The following is a 15,382-nucleotide window of genomic DNA, read 5'->3' as shown; positions in this document are numbered from 1 at the left end:
CGGTGCGGCGGCCGAGATCCTGCGGAGGATACCGGCCTTCTATGTGGGTTCTTCGGGAACGGCTTCGACGATGTAGTCCGCCGTGGCCACGGTTTCTTCTATGCTGCCGGCAGCGGCGAGGTTTCCCCCGATGACCTCGGAGGCCCCTTCCGGAAACAGCCCGCGGGCCTCGAACCCCCGAGCCTGTTCGACGAGACGGACATGCGCCCGCTCGGCTGTCTCACCGTCGACGTCGCCCAGCGCGACTTTGTAGCCATGCATCGCCAGGACTTGGGCGATTCCCTGGCCATGTAGCCCGAGCCGACAACGGCGGGCGGTTCTAATGGTGTCTATGCTTGTCATGAAGATCCTCCTAGGAAAGATGGTTCGGGCAGATCGGATGGACCGGATCGTTTTGACGGATGGTGTAGCCTCCCGTCTATGGCAAGCGTGTGTGCCCGGTGATCATGGAGGCGGCGTCAGTGTTCACCTCGGTCCGGCCGGGTCGCAACGTTTGGACGCTACACGTGATCCCATGGCCGTCTCTACGGCTAGACCGTAAGTAGTACTTTGCCGATATGGGTGCCCGAGTCGAAGTAGCTGTGGGCGGCAGCCACCTCCGCGAGGGGAAAGGTCTTGCTTACGGGCACCTCGACCGTACCTGCAGCCACGAGCGGCCAGACGTGCTCGGCCAGAGCGGCCATGATGGCCGTTTTCTCTTCGACGGGTCTCGATCGCAGCAGCGTGCCGATCACACTGGCGCGCTTGGCCATCAGGGAGCGGATGTCGAATTCGGTTTTCGCTCCGCCTTGCAGGCCGATGACGACAAGTCGGCCGGAAAAGTTCAGGGCGTCGATATTGCGGGACAGGTACTTTGCACCGACCACGTCGAGGATGACGTCGGCGCCCCGCCCGGCCGTAGCTATTTTGATTTCGGCGACAAAGTCCTGGTCGTTGTAGTTGATCAGGATGTCAGCGCCCAGGCCCGCAGCCGCATCCAGCTTTTCCTGCAATCCTGCCGTGACGGCTACGTTGGCTCCGAAGGCCTTCGCCAGCTGGATGGCAGTGGTTCCTATGCCGCCTGCTCCGCCATGGATCAGTACTGTCTCGCCACAAGCGAGCCGCGCCGACATAAAAAGGTTGGAATATACGGTGGCCATTGTTTCTGGCAGGGCTGCAGCACTCACCAGGTCAATGCCGCCCGGAGCCTTCAGAACCTGGCCTGCAGGAACGGCGACGTGCTCCGCATAGCCACCGCCGATGAGGAGTGCGACAACTTCATCGCCCGCGGAAAAATGTGAGACTCCATCCCCGAGAGCCGAGATGGTGCCAGATACTTCCAGGCCGAGGACATCACTGGCCCCGGCAGGAAGCTTGTAGTTGCCTTCGCGCTGCAGTGTGTCTGCGCGGTTGAGCCCGACGGCAGCCACGTCGATGAGCACCTCGCCGGGGGCAGGAACAGGAATGGGGATCTCGTAAATTTCAAGTACTTCCGGACCTCCCGGCTTACTTGCGCGCACTGCTCTCATTTGGACCTCCAGTAAGTGCCTGCAGCCCGGGTTTCGGCCCGGAGAGCGTTGTTCTTGGATGTCGAGCGTGGGACCGGGAAATCAGATTCCTGCACTGCCCCCGTCTTCCCCCGCACACGTACAGTGTTTGGCCAGTGACAAAACCGGATCGATCGTCGAGAAAATGAAGCACGCTGTTGGCGATGTCTTCGGGCTCCATGGCTGGTCGAGGTCGCCAACCTGGCCGAGCAGGTCCAAAGACTCACCGCCTTGGTCCTCTACGCGGTCATCCGGCGGCGACGGCACGGATTTCGTCGGCGATGGTCTTCCCGAGCAGTGCGGTGGTGCCGCTGCCGCCCAGGTCAGGCGTGAGCGAGAGGTCCCCCCTTGCAAGGACGTTCTCGAAGGCGCGCACCACCGCGGCAGCCGCGGCGCCCTCGCCAAGATGCTGCAGCATCATTGATGCGCTCCAGATCTGGCCGATGGGGTTCGCGATGCCCTTTCCAGCGATGTCGGGGGCTGATCCGTGGACAGGTTCGAAGAGGCTCGGGAACCGGCGCTCTGGGTTGATATTGCCGCTGGGTGCGATGCCGATAGTTCCCGTGCACGCCGGTCCCAGATCGGAGAGTATATCTCCGAAGAGGTTGCTAGCCACGACCACGTCGAACCGCTCGGGATGCAGTACAAAGTTCGCTGTGAGGATGTCGATGTGGTAGCTATCGGTCCTGACGTCGCTGAAGTTTTGCGCCATCACGTCGACCCTCTCGTCCCAGTACGGCATGGTGATCGCGATGCCGTTGCTCTTGGTTGCCGACGTCAGGTGCTTCTTGGGACGGCTGGCGGCGAGGTCGAACGCGTATTTGAGGATGCGGTCCACCCCGATCCTGGTCATGACTGTCTCCTGGAGGACGGTCTCCCGGTCGGTCCCTTCGAACATCCTGCCGCCAATGCTGGAGTACTCACCCTCGGTGTTTTCCCGGACGACGTAGAAATCAATTTCCCCGGGAACCCGGTCCGCCAGAGGGCTCTTGACGCCGGCCAGTAGCTTCACGGGGCGCAGGTTGACGTACTGGTCGAAGTGGCGTCTGAACTGCAGGAGGCTTCCCCACAAGGAGATATGGTCCGGGACGGTTTCCGGGGAGCCAACGGCGCCGAAGAAGATGGCATCAAAGCCGCCGAGCTGATCGAACCAGTTCTCGGGAAGCATCTTTCCGTGCTTGAGGTAGTAATCGCCGTTGGCATAGTCAAAGACTGTGGTCTGCAGCTTGAAGTCAAAGGCTTCTGCCGCGGCTTTGAGTGCCCTGACCCCCTCGGGGACAACTTCCTGCCCGATTCCGTCACCGGCTATTACGGCAATTTTGTGGGTCTCTGTCATGGTGGGACTTTCTTGTTGGGGCAAAGGTGCAAGGCCTGTTGGCACCGAGTGGTGCGTTGCGCTTCTCTCACACCAGTGTATGGATGAAGAACTGTAGGACACCTCTTTCTCTGAGAGCAATAATGCCTTGGCTGGAAAGCCCCCAAACTGAAGGTAAATTTGAGCAACGTAGATTATCTGAAGTTCTTTGAACAGATCTCCCGACTGCCCGAAACCATCACGGTCCTGTACGCGTTTCACGTCGTGAAACTCGCGGCCGGGACCCCGGCTAGAAGTTACCCTTGCCTGGCAGTGCTACCAGAAGCTCAGCAACATCTAACAGTCAGACCGGAACGGGGCCGAGAACTCGTCAACGAGGTCATCGCGTCATTCCCGCCCTGCCCGATCCCCGAAGTCGCCCGCCTCGCCCGCACGGTCAAACAATGGAAGACGGCGATCTTGGCCTACTTCGACACCAACGGATCGTTCAACGGACCCACGAAAACGAACAACGGCATTATCGAAACCACCCGCCGAATCGCACGCGGTTTCCGCAATTTCCCCAGCTACAGAATCAGATGTCTACCCGCCGCCGACGGCCACCGACCGTACCGGATGAAACAGACCATCCATGCCTAAATAGGAAGGGCCTGTTACGGCAGTTGATGCGACGCCTTCAAATAGTGTCATCGGGCGGAAAATACAGAGTCGCGGCGGGCCGCATACACGGGCCGCCGCGACACCAGATACTTCAAAAGTTCAATCAATCCCTGGGGCGAAGTCAATCGAACATTCTCGATCGGTTCCGACTGGGCTGCTGAATGTAGTTACGGCGTCTTAGTATCCTCGACTATTGCGCCGATCTTGTCATGGGAAGTCTTGATAATTTCACGAAAGTCCTCTGGCCCGGCATACGCGGGCTCTACACCGATGTTCGCGAACTGCTCGATCACCTTGGGATTTTCCAGAGCCTGAGAAAATGCCTTGTCCAGAATCTTGAGGTTTTCTTCGCAGACCCCTGCCGGCGCCGCCAATCCTGTAAATACGTCATATTCCACGTCTGGCCAAACCTCCGAAGCGAGCGGTACATCCTCGTACCCCTTGATCGGGCTGCTGCCGACGTTAACGAGGGCGCGCACTGTACCGGCCTTCATTTGTGCCATCGCTTCAAAGGACTGTACTGCCGCGCCCTGAACATGCCCGCCGAGCAGCGCAGTTACAGATGGGGCTGCGCCTTCAAAAGGGACGTTCTTCGTCTCGATACCGGCAGCGGATGACAGCGCCGTCATCGCAACGCTGGCGGTACCAAGAGTATTAGCGCTAGCGTATTTGAACCCCGGGTTCTCTTTCATGTACTTCAGCCACTCATCGATGGTCTGCCAGGGCGCATCGTTCTTTACAAGAAGGACCTGCGGTGACGATACTGCCTGCACCACGGGCTGCAGGTCGTCCACTTCGTATGGCGTCTCCGGCAGGTGAGGCTGTATGGCCAGACCCGTACTCGTGACCGCGGCCAAGGTGTAGCCATCCGGTTTTGCGTTGGCAACTGCGGCAATACCAAGCGTAGAAGAAGCGCCCGGTTTATTGGTCACAATGACCGATGGTTTGTTCGGGAGATATTCCTTAGCGGCATCTGCCAGCGCCCTTGCAACGGTGTCCGTTCCACCACCTGCAGCATATGGGACAACGATTTCTATCGTCTTTGAAGGAAAATCATCGCCTTCACAGCCGCTGGACCCGGAAGCAGCCGAGTCTGCCTGGGAACCGCCCAGGTTGGACCCGGAGCACCCCGCCAAAGCGAGAGCCATGACGAGCGCCGGAGCTATAGTCTTTCTTTTCAATGCATTCCCCTTATATTTTCCGTTTGAAGAACTGTCTTATGAGTAATAAAAGTTTTTTCGACCGCCCTAACATCTATGCCGCACTTTCCCGGCATCTGGTGAAGTCAGTCAATCTTGGTTGACTCCACTTTCGTTTTTTCATCAGTCGCAGGTTCTGTTTTTTTAGAAAGCTGGAGGCGACGGCGCTTCCACAATTTCTGGATAGCCGGCAAAAGTGCCACGATGAAAAACATCACGATCAATGTAGCCGAGATTGGGCGTGTGAGAAACCCGGTAGCGTCGCCGTCGAAAATCCTCATCGACTGGCGAACTGAACTTTCGAGCAACCCGCCGAGAACAAATGCCAGCACCAGCGGCCCGGCGTCAAAGCCGAATTTCTTCATCAGATAACCGAGGACGCCGAAGACGATTACCAGCACCATGTCGAAGATGCTGTTACTGATCGTGTAGACACCCAGTAACGTGATCAGCGCGGTAATAGGCGCGAGTATGCCTTCACGCACCCGGAGGATTTTAACGAAAATTCCAACGAGGGGGATGCTCATTATCAGCAACAGGATGTTCCCGATGAACATCGAGTTGATTACTCCCCAGAACAGGTCTGGGTGTTCGGAGACGAGCTGCGGACCGGGGGTGATCCCTTGGATCAGGAGAGCGCCAAGCATGATGGCCATGGTGGCGTTCGCTGGGATACCCAGGGTGAGAAGTGGGATGAACGACGACGTTGCTGCCGCATTGTTTGCAGTCTCCGGTCCGGCAACGCCTTCGATGGCTCCGCGGCCAAACCTTTCGGGGTTCTTTGCACGCCGCTTCTCAATGGAGTAAGAGACCATGGACGATAACGTAGCCCCGCCGCCCGGCAGGACTCCCAGTGCGAAGCCAAGAACCGAGCCGCGTCCCATGGCGCCGGATGCCTGCTTGAGATCCTTACCAGACGGCCAGACGTTGGCCACTTTGGCGGGGACTGAGACCCTCTGGTGTCGCTGTTCGATGTTATAGATAATCTCGCCGAGGCCGAAGACCCCCATCGCGATGGCAATAAAGCCGATGCCTTCCATGAGTGCCAAGTTGCCGAAGGTGAACCGTGGAGCGCCTGTGAAGATGTCGCGGCCTACAGTCGCCAGTAACAGTCCGACTGTGGCTGCAATGACGGATTTCAGCTTGTGGCCATTGCCGACGGTTGCGACCAGGAGCACACCAAGAACTGTCATTGCGGCGTATTCAGGCGGACCGAAATCTAAAGCGTACCTAGCTACGATCGGAGCAAATAGCGCTAGGCCGAAAATTGCCAAGGTGCCACCGATAAAAGATCCGATGGCTGCAATACCGAGCGCAGTGCCCGCTCGTCCCTGTTTGGCGAGGGCATAACCGTCGAAAACCGTCACCACAGATGAGGCCTCCCCCGGCAGCCGGAGCAATACCGAAGTAATGGTCCCCCCGTACTGGGCACCGTAGTAGATTCCTGCCAGCATGATGATGGCCGTCACCGGTTCCATGCCGTAACTCAACGGCAGCAGGATGGCAATCGTGGCGGTAGGTCCGAGCCCGGGGAGCACGCCGATCAGCATCCCAATGGCTACCCCTATAAAACAGTAGAGCAGGTTTACCGGCTGCAAGACGACGCCGAATCCATTAATCATCGGATCGAGAAAGTCCATATCAGTTCCTTAAAACAAATGCGGCAATGGAACGCCAAGTAGGAGGACGAAGATCGCGTAGAAAGCAGCGACGATGCTCACGCTGAGCAACGAAGACATTCGCCACGTCTCCTTGCTGAGAAACCGAAGCCAGGCGAAAGTCAGCACTAGAGACGGAATCTCGAAACCAATCACGGGAAGCAGAAACACGAAGGCCACAAGACCTGCCGTACCCGCAAGAACCGCCCAACTGGCGCCGGAAAATTTCTCGACGTCGGTAATGCGCCGCGCCAATAGTGCCAGAGCCACCGAGAGGGAGATCAAAACGACGGAGAGAATGAACGGCCACATACCGCTGCCGGGCTCCGACGGCGTCCCCAGACCCAGCGCGAGGGCTCCCGCCATGCAACTTAGCCCAATGGCGCCCACCAGCACCGCGCTGGACACGTTCGCCATCGGTCCGGCCGCCGGCGGCTTGTCCTGTTCCCACAGTGCAGCGGCCTCTTCGGACGGCAGATTAACGGCAAGTGGATCCTGGTCTCCTGAGCCGCCTACATGACTGTTTCGGGACGTCACCTAGCACCGCCCTTCAAGCACCGCACTGATCAGCGGCTGCCTCCGGTCCGCCGAGCGGGGTACCCAACGACGGTCATCGACCAGCGGGCTGCACAGCCAACCGAGGGCAGTGCATGGCGTCTTTGACATCTCTTGTTCCTTCGAGCTTGACGACTACAACCCCGTCCCTTGGTGTGAAGACCGCGGCTACTGCCCAGCAGGCAAAAGCGGACTTGCCAAGGTGCGGTTGGTGAGCCACGTGATATGGATCACCAGGGTTCTTGTTGTCACTAAGATTGCCAGCCCCCTACCCATAAAGTCCAATACTCAATTCGTACAAGAGTCGGAGGAATTTTTTATAACCAGTGGGGTAGTTACGGCGTGTCAGCTTCGGACAAGGACTTCGCATAGGAGCAGTGTTGGGTAGGCCATGCCGGTGACGAAGACAAGGTACGGAAGGTTTCCACGCACTATTGCCAAAGCGTCCAGGCCATATCTGCCGCCAAGATGCAGCAGCAACCCGGACAGGGGTCCCACCGGTATGGAGCAGCCCCACCCGATCATTGTTGCCAAGGCAAACAGAGTTGGATCGGGATCCAACTGGGCAACAAGTGCAGCCAGCGCGGCCATCGAGACAACCGGATGCACTCCTACCAGCGCGAGCGCTACCATCACCACAATGCAAAGCCAGGCTTCAAACGCGCCAAACACCTCGACAGGCATGCGCACGGAGGTCACAGACAGCAGTGCTTCACAGCCCACTGCCAATAACCCCGCGGAAGCGAACAGGGTAAGTTCACCGTGATGCTTGGGGATGTGGTGCGCTGCGTGTTCTCTGAATTGTCGGTACCCGCGCCGGTATCCACGGACCACTAGAACTACGGCAGTGACAGCGAGGGAACACACCAGCACAAGTTTTGCCACGGGAATTTCCGGCGCCAGCAAATGCAGCAGCACGATCAGAACCACCATGGCCGCGGGGACTTCAAGCAACTGCCGGCTCAGCGCATAGCCCTGGTATCCCACGAGCCGCTCACCCAGGCGCCGCGCGGCAGACTCCGAAGTGAACGCAATGGCCACCCCCGCCAAGGCTGCGCCGCACACCATAATAATTTGGATTTCCGCTTCCGGTGCGTAGATAAGAGCAGCCGCGGATGCCGCCCAAAACGGTGACCAGAATGAACCCGTGGAAAATGCGCGCGAGACCAGTAACGCATCTGTCATTTGCAAGGGTTTGCGACGGCGCAGGTGATCGGCGGCCGAGCCGACAACGGTGATGTTGATTACCGAGCCAAGCAGGTGCACGACGCCGGTGGTTCGCCAGACAGCAGCGCGGCCGGAAAGGCGGGGCTGCGCGAGGCCTTCCGTCCGCGTGATGAGCTGCAGGAATGAAACTGCGGCAATCATGCCAATCAATGTTTGATTCACCGCCAGCAATTCCGTCGGATCGAAAGAGTGGCCAAGGGCCAGCGCCACAGAATACGCGGCTCCGCCTACACCAATCAAGATGCCTGATACCAAACGGACCGGCGCCGACACCATGGTGATGCCTACAGTGGCACCACAGATCATTAACGCTCCTGCAACCTGGCTGGCTTGGGGCACGAACAGCGATACGCTGACGGCCACCAGCAGGAGATTCAGCAGTAGACCAAAAATTCGCCGGCGGCTAAACATGATTCTCCCTCCTCCCAGGAATGCACCTCCCGCGCTTTAAAAGTGAGCTGCCGCGGGGATCTCGGACAGCGGAATCAGTGGATTCTTCTACGCTGCCCAGGCTGGCTGTTGCTAACCATAGTGGACTTCGCAAGGCGGACGGTAACCGGGCGCAGAGTGACGGCGCCGGCTTTAGAACCCCTCGACAGAGCGAGTGACGTCGCCCCGAGCCTGGAATTTTGGCCTCACAAACGGTCCGATAAACACGACCGTATACGTGTTCCGGCCCTGCAGTGCGTGACCCAGAGAACGTGGTTATGAATCGTTTGGTCTTGCCGCTTTCTCCGGCGTGGGCAAGACCCGTTCCGCAATATCCAGAACGGCCTGAACCGCTGGCGATGAGTTGTCCCTGCGCCATGCCAGGACGGCGGCGAGATCCGGGATGTTTCCGCTCAGCTGACGGTAAACCAGCCCGGGCGTATCAATGTGCTGAACCGAAGAAACAGTGATGGTGACACCCACTCCAGCGGCCACGAGGCTCAGGATCGTGTAGGAGTCCGGGGCCTCCTGCATTATCCGGGGCGTGAAGCCCGCATTCAGCGCCTCATGGACCAAAGCATCACGCACGCTTGACCCACGATTGCCCGGAAATGTGACGAACGGTTCCGCTGCCAGGTCCGACATGTTTAGCGTTTCCTGCGCCGCAAGCGGATGGTCCGACGGCAAGGCTGCAACCAGCTTCTCGTAGTTGAAGATCCTCGTTGCTATTGCAGGATTCATCACGGGGAGGCGGCAAAACCCGATGTCCACCTGTCCCGCCACAATTTCCGCCAGTGCCGTACCCGCATAGGTCTGTCCCTGCAGAACCAATTCGATACCTGGCTGTTCGGCACGGACCGCCCGAGCCAACAGCGGCAGAACGTTGCGGCTGCTGGCCCCTGCGAAACCAATCACCACCCGGCCCACAATTTCTGAAGCTCCAAGAACGGCGGCCCGTTTGGCCATGTCAACCGCCACGATGACTTGTCGCGCCGGCCCCAGCAAGGCATGGCCAGCCTCGCTCAAGGCTACGGAGCGGGTGTTCCGGTGAAACAGCTCCACACCGAGCTCCTTCTCCAGTTGGCGGATCTGCTGGCTCAGTGCCGGCTGGGCCATGTGAAGGCGGGCGGCAGCCCGCCCAAAGTGCAATTCCTCGGCAGTAGCAATGAAACCGACCAAATGCCTGATTTCCATGGCTAGCTCCTCAACGGTTGATAAGTAAAATGCATAAGAAGAGTATACTTTGAGTATTGGACGTATATGGATCCTGGCATGCAAGCTTGAGTCACCAAAGTTTGCGGCATGAAGGGCTCCCAATGACCAATAAACAGTTCAGCCTGCAGGACGCAGTCTCGGAACTCGTCTCTGACGGTGATGTTGTGGCCTTGGAGGGCTTCACCCACCTGATTCCATTTGCCGCCGGTCATGAAATAATCCGGCAGGGAATCCGTGACCTCACGCTTGTACGCATGACTCCCGACATCGTCGCCGACCAGTTGGTGGGCGCCGGGTGCGTAAGCAAGCTCATCTTCGCCTTCACTGGCAACAGCTCAGTCGGATCCTTATATGCGATTCGACGCGCCGTTGAAAACGGCAGCGTCTCGCCAATCGAGATCGAGGAATACAGCCATTACGGCTTGCTGGCCCGCTATCAGGCCGGCGCTTCCGGGGTTCCGTTCATGCCGATCCGGTCTTATGCCGGCAGCGACCTTCCGGGCGTCAACCCAAACTTAAAAAGGGTTACCTCTCCTTTCGACAGCGAAGTTGAAACCTATGTGGTGCCTGCACTCAACCCCGACGTCGCTATCGTTCACGCCCAGCGGGCAGACGCCAGCGGCAATGTCCAAAGCTGGGGCATCTTGGGCCCACAGCAGGAAGTGGCCTTCGCATCCAGGAAAACGATTGTTCTTGTCGAGGAGATCGTCGATGACGGCGTTATCCGCTCGGATCCAAACCGCACCATCATTCCGGGTTTCGCCGTCGATGCCGTTGTCGAATGCGGTTACGGTGCCCACCCGTCATTCGCCCAGGGATATTACGACCGCGACAACGACTTTTACCGGGCCTGGTCTGACATCAGCAAGGATCCTCAAAAACTTGAGCAGTGGATACAGGAATGGATCCACGACGTCGGAAACCACGCCGGTTACCTGAACAAGCTAGGAAACAACTACTTCGAGCGTCTGACACCTGTCGCGCTCCTCTCCACACCAGTTAACTATGGGAGCGTCTTATGATCACGAAACAGGCGGAGCGCATGGAGGAGGCACGCAATTCCTATACGGCAAGCGAACTGCTGGCGGCGGTCAGTTGCCGTCTGCTCCAAGGAAAGCGCAGGGTATTTGCCGGGATCGGGCTGCCAACTCTCGCCGTCGCCTTGGCCCAGAAGTCCAGCTCACCGGATATCGAGCAGATCTACGAATCGGGAGTATGCGGAGCCCACCCACCCCGGCTTCCGGAGACAATCGCGGATGCTTCCCTGGCCACCGGGGCCGAGGCAATCCTCACTATGCCGGTGCTCTTCGGCTACGTACTCCAAGGAGGCTGGATTGACGTCGGGTTCCTGGGAGCGGCGCAAATTGACCGCTACGGCAGCCTGAACACCACCGTAATCGGACCGTGGCACGCTCCAAAAGTCCGGTTGCCCGGATCCGGCGGAGCCGTGGAGGTGATGGCCAATTCCCACGAAGTATTCGTGGTGTTGCGCAGGCATAACCCGGAATCCTTTGTCGATAAATTGGATTTCTGCACCAGCCCGTCCCTCGCTGCGGCGCGCAAAGCGGCCCCAAAGGTCCCCACGCGTGGTTTGGGCGTCACCACGGTGATCACCGACCTCGGCGTACTCAAGGCCGACGAAACAGGCGAGTTGTGCCTGGCATCGGTCCACGAAGGGGTCACTGTTGAACAGGTGCGCGCCGCTACCGGCTGGCCGCTGCGGCTAATGGAGAGCATTACTGTAACTGCTGCGCCCACACCGGAGGAGCTGCGTCTGCTCCGAGAGGAAATAGACCCTTCCAGGGTTTACCTCCGCTAGTCCCATCAAACCAGGTAAAGGCGGGCTTCCATGCTGCACCCAAATACTTTCCAAGGCCGGACGGCTCTAGTCACCGGCGGCAGCAACGGCATTGGACTGTCCATCGCGCACCGGCTCTCGGACTTGGGGGCAAATGTCGCCATCATTGGCCGGGATCCGGACCGGTTGGCCGCGGCGGTGAGCGAACTATCCCACAGCGGATCATCAGCAGCGGGCTACAGCGTTGATGTACGCGACGCGGGCGGAGTCAGTGACACCATCGCGGAGATCTACCGGACGCTTGGTCCGATCAGCCTGCTGGTGAATAACGCCGCCGGGAATTTCCGGGTCGATCCCCTGGATTTGAGCACGAACGGATGGCGCGCCGTCGTCGATATCGTCTTAAACGGCACCTGGAACGTCACTCAGGCCGTCGGCCGCAGTGCCATTGAATCCGGAGCGCCGCTATCCGTGGTCAACATCGGAACTACGGCGGCCCTAACGGGCAGTTCAAGCACAATCCACTCCGCCAGCGCCAAAAGCGGCGTCCTGACCATGACGAAGTCACTCGCCGCTGCGTGGGCACGTCATGGAATCCGGCTCAACACGCTCACCCCCGGCCTCACCGAAGGTACCGGCGGCGTGGAAGCACTTTTCGGGACGCCGGAGGAGATGGAAAAGCATATAGCCGGGATCCCGCTGGGCCGGATGGCGGCCAAAGACGAAATAGCCAATGCCTGCGCATATCTGCTCAGCGACTTCGCCGGTTACATCACGGGAACAAACCTAATAATCGACGGCGGGCGCCAGCTCGCTGCCGACTGAAGCGGGAAGCTAATCCGCACGTCGTCCCAACATCTTGGGGCATTAATTGAGGAGATATTTTGGCTGAGGCTTTTCTGATTGGCGGGGCGCGCACCCCGGTTGGACGCTATGGTGGAGCACTGTCAGGAGTCCGACCTGACGATTTGGCAGCGCTCACTATCAGGGAAGCGGTGGCCAGGGCCGGCGTCGACCCTGGGACGATCGACGAGGTGATCTTCGGCAACGCCAACGGCGCCGGTGAGGAAAACCGCAATGTTGCGCGCATGGCGACATTGCTGGCCGGACTACCGGAAACCGTGCCCGGGATCACCGTAAACCGGCTTTGCGCCTCAGGGCTTTCCGCCATCATCATGGCTTCCCATATGATCAAGGCTGGCGCTGCAGACATTGTGGTGGCCGGCGGCGTTGAATCAATGAGCCGTGCTCCTTGGGTTCAGGAGAAACCGGCCAAGGCCTTCGCCCGGCCCGGCGAAATCTTCGACACCTCCATCGGTTGGCGCTTCGTAAACCCGATATTTAAGGCTCAGGAGAAAACGGCCTTCTCCATGCCGGAAACTGCGGAGGAAGTCGCTGCCGTCGATACCATCTCGCGCGAGGACGCCGATGCGTTCGCGGTGCGCTCCCATGAGAGGGCCCTCGCCGCCATCGAGGATGGCCGCTTCAAGGCCGAAATCGTTGCCGTCCCCACACAGCAGGGCAAGAAATCAGTCCTGGTAGACACTGATGAAGGCCCGCGGCCCGGGACCACCCTGGAGGTGCTGGCCGGACTGCGTCCCGTGGTAAAGCAGGGTGGAATTGTCACGGCCGGCAACGCGTCCAGCCTGAATGACGGAGCGTCCGCGGTCATCGTCGCCTCCGAGGCCGCCATCCGTAAGTTCGGCTTAACCCCCCGCGCCCGGATTATCGACGGCGGGTCCGCCGGAGTCCCGCCGGAAATTATGGGCATCGGCCCGGTGCCCGCCACGCAGAAGATCCTTGCGCGCAACGGATTGGGCATTGGGGACATCGGCAGCGTCGAGCTCAATGAAGCGTTCGCGACACAGTCGCTCGCCTGTATCCGCAGATTGGGCCTGGACCCGGAGATTGTCAATAATGACGGCGGCGCTATCGCCCTTGGCCATCCTCTGGGATCCTCTGGATCACGCATAGTGATCACCCTACTGGGCCGCATGGAACGCGAGCTGGCCGGCAACGGCCGCCGGATCGGCCTGGCCACCATGTGCGTGGGCGTCGGTCAGGGTACGGCGCTGCTGCTTGAGGGCGTCTGATGGCGGATAACTACACGACCCTGCTCGTCGAGGAACGCGAAGACCGGCTGCATGTGCGGCTGAACCGCCCGGAGGCCCGCAATGCCATTAACCACGTCATGGCACGGGAATTGGACAATATCTGCGCCAGCTTGGAGGACACACCGAAGGTACTCATCCTTTCCGGCACACAAACGCCCTCAGGTGGGGTTTTCGCTTCCGGTGCTGACATTGCCGAACTGCGGGAGCGGCGCCGGAACGAGGCGCTGGCGGGAATCAATTCCGGAGTCTTCACGCGGATTGCGAAACTACCCCTCCCCGTTATCGCAGCCTTGGACGGTTATGCGCTGGGCGGCGGGGCGGAGTTGGCCTACGCCGCTGATTTCCGGATCGGCACTCCGCGGTTGAAGATCGGCAACCCCGAAACCGGACTCGGTATCCTCGCTGCAGCCGGCGCATCGTGGCGTCTGCGTGAGCTCGTGGGTGAACCGGTGGCGAAGGAAATCCTGCTTGCAGGACGCATCCTCGGAGCTGAGGAAGCATTGGAACTCCATCTGATCACCGGAATTTATCCCGCGGAAGAGTTGCTTCAGGCCGCCGACGCGCTAGCTGACCAGATCTGCCGGCAGGATCCACTCGCTGTTCGCATCACCAAATCGGTGTTCCACTCACCCGCCGGGGCTCATCCGGTCATCGACCAGCTGGCGCAGGGAATCCTCTTTGAATCCGAGGCGAAATTCGATCGGATGCAGGAATTCTTAAGCAAGAAGAACGCGGATAGGAAGAAGACCCATGAATAATTTCACTGCCCACCCGGAAAACCCGGCTCAGATTCCTGCTGCTGTAGGGGTGCTCGGCGGCGGCAGGATGGGAGCAGGAATCGCCCATGCCTTCCTTGCCTCAGGGGCGACCGTCGTCGTCGTCGAGCGTGACGGCGACGCGGCAGAAGCGGCCCGCGGCAGGGTTGCCGACGTCCTGAAAAAGAGCGCAGAGCGCGGCACCTCCACCGAACCCCTGGAGACACTCTCGGCTCGGTTCTCGGTATCCACCGACTACTCGGCCTTTACACCGTGCGGGCTGGTGGTGGAAGCCGTTCCAGAGGACTGGGATCTCAAAGTCGCAGCCCTGACAGCGGTTGAGGACCGGCTGGACGCAGATGCTTGGCTGGCAACGAATACCTCGTCCCTGTCCGTAAGCGGGCTGTCGGATAACCTGCGGCGACCGGAGCGCTTCCTCGGTCTGCATTTCTTCAATCCGGTACCGGCCTCCCTGCTGGTGGAAGTAGTGCTCGCCAAGAGCACCTGCGCAGAACTGGCCGGGGCTGCCTGCAGCTGGGTGGAGGCGCTCGGGAAGACCCCCGTCGTCGTCAATGACGCACCGGGCTTTGCCTCCTCGCGGCTCGGCGTTGCCATTGCCCTCGAGGCCATCCGCATGGTCGAACAGGGCGTTGCCTCAGCCGAGGACATTGACGCGGCCATGGTACTGGGCTACAAGTTTCCTGTCGGGCCCCTGAAGCTGACGGATATCGTCGGCCTCGACGTGCGCTTGGGGATAGCCGAATACTTGAGCTCCACCCTCGGTGAAAGATTTTCCCCGCCGCAGCTCCTGCGGGACATGGTGGAGCGTGGAGAGCTGGGGCGGAAATCCGGGAAGGGTTTCTACAGCTGGAGCTGAGAGACCGCCGCTCTCTACAACAGGCTGGTCCTGTGCCGACTGCCGGCACAGGAC

At 59.7% G+C, this 15,382-nt stretch carries 15 protein-coding genes; 7 read left to right on the top strand and 8 right to left on the bottom strand.

The features are described 5' to 3' along the window. Positions 1-39 precede the first annotated feature (39 nt). From NG698_RS08720 to NG698_RS08710, 3 genes are all read right to left on the bottom strand, one after another. Entirely contained in the window at positions 40-342 is a 303-nt protein-coding gene (locus NG698_RS08720; RefSeq protein WP_252609253.1) for a 3-hydroxyacyl-CoA dehydrogenase NAD-binding domain-containing protein, read from the bottom strand. Between the two features lie 188 nt (positions 343-530). Continuing rightward, entirely contained in the window at positions 531-1,508 is a 978-nt protein-coding gene (locus NG698_RS08715) for an NAD(P)H-quinone oxidoreductase (protein ID WP_252609251.1), read from the bottom strand. Positions 1,509-1,773: 265 nt separating this feature from the next. Further along, positions 1,774-2,862, bottom strand: a complete 1,089-nt coding sequence (locus NG698_RS08710; RefSeq protein WP_252609249.1) for a tartrate dehydrogenase — start codon at positions 2,860-2,862, stop codon at positions 1,774-1,776. A gap of 159 nt (positions 2,863-3,021) precedes the next feature. Here NG698_RS08710 and NG698_RS08705 point away from each other — a divergent pair, with 159 nt between their 5' ends. Next, on the top strand, positions 3,022-3,480 hold the full coding sequence (locus NG698_RS08705) for a transposase (RefSeq protein ID WP_252609247.1): 459 nt from the start codon (positions 3,022-3,024) through the stop codon (positions 3,478-3,480). 188 nt (positions 3,481-3,668) lie between these two features. Here the strand turns inward: NG698_RS08705 and NG698_RS08700 are convergent, their stop codons facing one another. The 5 genes from NG698_RS08700 to NG698_RS08680 all read right to left on the bottom strand — a co-directional run bounded on the left by NG698_RS08700 (position 3,669) and on the right by NG698_RS08680 (position 9,847). Then, complete coding sequence (locus tag NG698_RS08700; RefSeq protein ID WP_252609245.1) at positions 3,669-4,682, bottom strand: Bug family tripartite tricarboxylate transporter substrate binding protein; 1,014 nt, start codon at positions 4,680-4,682, stop codon at positions 3,669-3,671. A gap of 104 nt (positions 4,683-4,786) precedes the next feature. After that, positions 4,787-6,340, bottom strand: a complete 1,554-nt coding sequence (locus NG698_RS08695; RefSeq protein WP_252609243.1) for a tripartite tricarboxylate transporter permease — start codon at positions 6,338-6,340, stop codon at positions 4,787-4,789. Between the two features lie 9 nt (positions 6,341-6,349). Next, positions 6,350-6,895, bottom strand: a complete 546-nt coding sequence (locus NG698_RS08690; protein ID WP_252609241.1) for a tripartite tricarboxylate transporter TctB family protein — start codon at positions 6,893-6,895, stop codon at positions 6,350-6,352. Between the two features lie 363 nt (positions 6,896-7,258). Then, on the bottom strand, positions 7,259-8,551 hold the full coding sequence (locus tag NG698_RS08685) for a hypothetical protein (protein ID WP_252609239.1): 1,293 nt from the start codon (positions 8,549-8,551) through the stop codon (positions 7,259-7,261). A 294-nt stretch (positions 8,552-8,845) separates the two neighbouring features. Then, entirely contained in the window at positions 8,846-9,847 is a 1,002-nt protein-coding gene (locus NG698_RS08680; RefSeq protein WP_252609238.1) for a LysR family transcriptional regulator, read from the bottom strand. 38 nt (positions 9,848-9,885) lie between these two features. Here NG698_RS08680 and NG698_RS08675 point away from each other — a divergent pair, with 38 nt between their 5' ends. The 6 genes from NG698_RS08675 to NG698_RS08650 are packed head-to-tail and all read left to right on the top strand — an operon-like array spanning position 9,886 to position 15,328. Beyond that, positions 9,886-10,806, top strand: a complete 921-nt coding sequence (locus NG698_RS08675; RefSeq protein ID WP_252609237.1) for a CoA transferase subunit A — start codon at positions 9,886-9,888, stop codon at positions 10,804-10,806. After that, complete coding sequence (locus NG698_RS08670) at positions 10,803-11,603, top strand: CoA-transferase subunit beta (RefSeq protein WP_252609236.1); 801 nt, start codon at positions 10,803-10,805, stop codon at positions 11,601-11,603. The genes NG698_RS08675 and NG698_RS08670 overlap by 4 nt, the downstream gene beginning before the upstream one ends. 30 nt (positions 11,604-11,633) lie before the next feature. Next, entirely contained in the window at positions 11,634-12,407 is a 774-nt protein-coding gene (locus tag NG698_RS08665; protein ID WP_252609235.1) for an SDR family oxidoreductase, read from the top strand. A 59-nt stretch (positions 12,408-12,466) separates the two neighbouring features. Beyond that, a complete protein-coding gene (locus NG698_RS08660) occupies positions 12,467-13,675 on the top strand; it encodes a thiolase family protein (protein WP_252609234.1) in 1,209 nt (402 codons plus the stop codon). After that, positions 13,675-14,454 carry an enoyl-CoA hydratase/isomerase family protein gene (locus NG698_RS08655; RefSeq protein ID WP_252609233.1) on the top strand — a complete coding sequence of 260 codons (780 nt, stop codon included), beginning with the start codon at positions 13,675-13,677 and terminating at the stop codon, positions 14,452-14,454. Before NG698_RS08660 ends, NG698_RS08655 begins: the two co-directional genes overlap by 1 nt. Next, complete coding sequence (locus NG698_RS08650) at positions 14,447-15,328, top strand: 3-hydroxyacyl-CoA dehydrogenase family protein (RefSeq protein ID WP_252609232.1); 882 nt, start codon at positions 14,447-14,449, stop codon at positions 15,326-15,328. Before NG698_RS08655 ends, NG698_RS08650 begins: the two co-directional genes overlap by 8 nt. The last annotated feature ends 54 nt before the right edge of the window (positions 15,329-15,382 follow it).

Source organism: Pseudarthrobacter raffinosi, assembly GCF_023913735.1.
In the GTDB taxonomy this organism is placed as follows: Bacteria; Actinomycetota; Actinomycetes; order Actinomycetales; family Micrococcaceae; genus Arthrobacter; species Arthrobacter raffinosi.
Note: the sequence above shows the minus strand (reverse complement) of the source record. Positions and strands in the feature narration are given on the sequence as shown.

Excerpts from the sequence above, each read along its gene's own strand:
- NG698_RS08710 (WP_252609249.1), bottom strand. The coding sequence starts at position 2,862 with ATGACAGAGACCCACAAAATTGCCGTAATAGCCGGTGACGGAATCGGG.
- NG698_RS08695 (WP_252609243.1), bottom strand. The coding sequence starts at position 6,340 with ATGGACTTTCTCGATCCGATGATTAATGGATTCGGCGTCGTCTTGCAG.
- NG698_RS08650 (WP_252609232.1), top strand. The coding sequence starts at position 14,447 with ATGAATAATTTCACTGCCCACCCGGAAAACCCGGCTCAGATTCCTGCT.
- NG698_RS08665 (WP_252609235.1), top strand. The coding sequence starts at position 11,634 with ATGCTGCACCCAAATACTTTCCAAGGCCGGACGGCTCTAGTCACCGGC.
- NG698_RS08720 (WP_252609253.1), bottom strand. The coding sequence starts at position 342 with ATGACAAGCATAGACACCATTAGAACCGCCCGCCGTTGTCGGCTCGGG.
- NG698_RS08670 (WP_252609236.1), top strand. The coding sequence starts at position 10,803 with ATGATCACGAAACAGGCGGAGCGCATGGAGGAGGCACGCAATTCCTAT.
- NG698_RS08685 (WP_252609239.1), bottom strand. The coding sequence starts at position 8,551 with ATGTTTAGCCGCCGGCGAATTTTTGGTCTACTGCTGAATCTCCTGCTG.
- NG698_RS08715 (WP_252609251.1), bottom strand. The coding sequence starts at position 1,508 with ATGAGAGCAGTGCGCGCAAGTAAGCCGGGAGGTCCGGAAGTACTTGAA.
- NG698_RS08655 (WP_252609233.1), top strand. The coding sequence starts at position 13,675 with ATGGCGGATAACTACACGACCCTGCTCGTCGAGGAACGCGAAGACCGG.
- NG698_RS08675 (WP_252609237.1), top strand. The coding sequence starts at position 9,886 with ATGACCAATAAACAGTTCAGCCTGCAGGACGCAGTCTCGGAACTCGTC.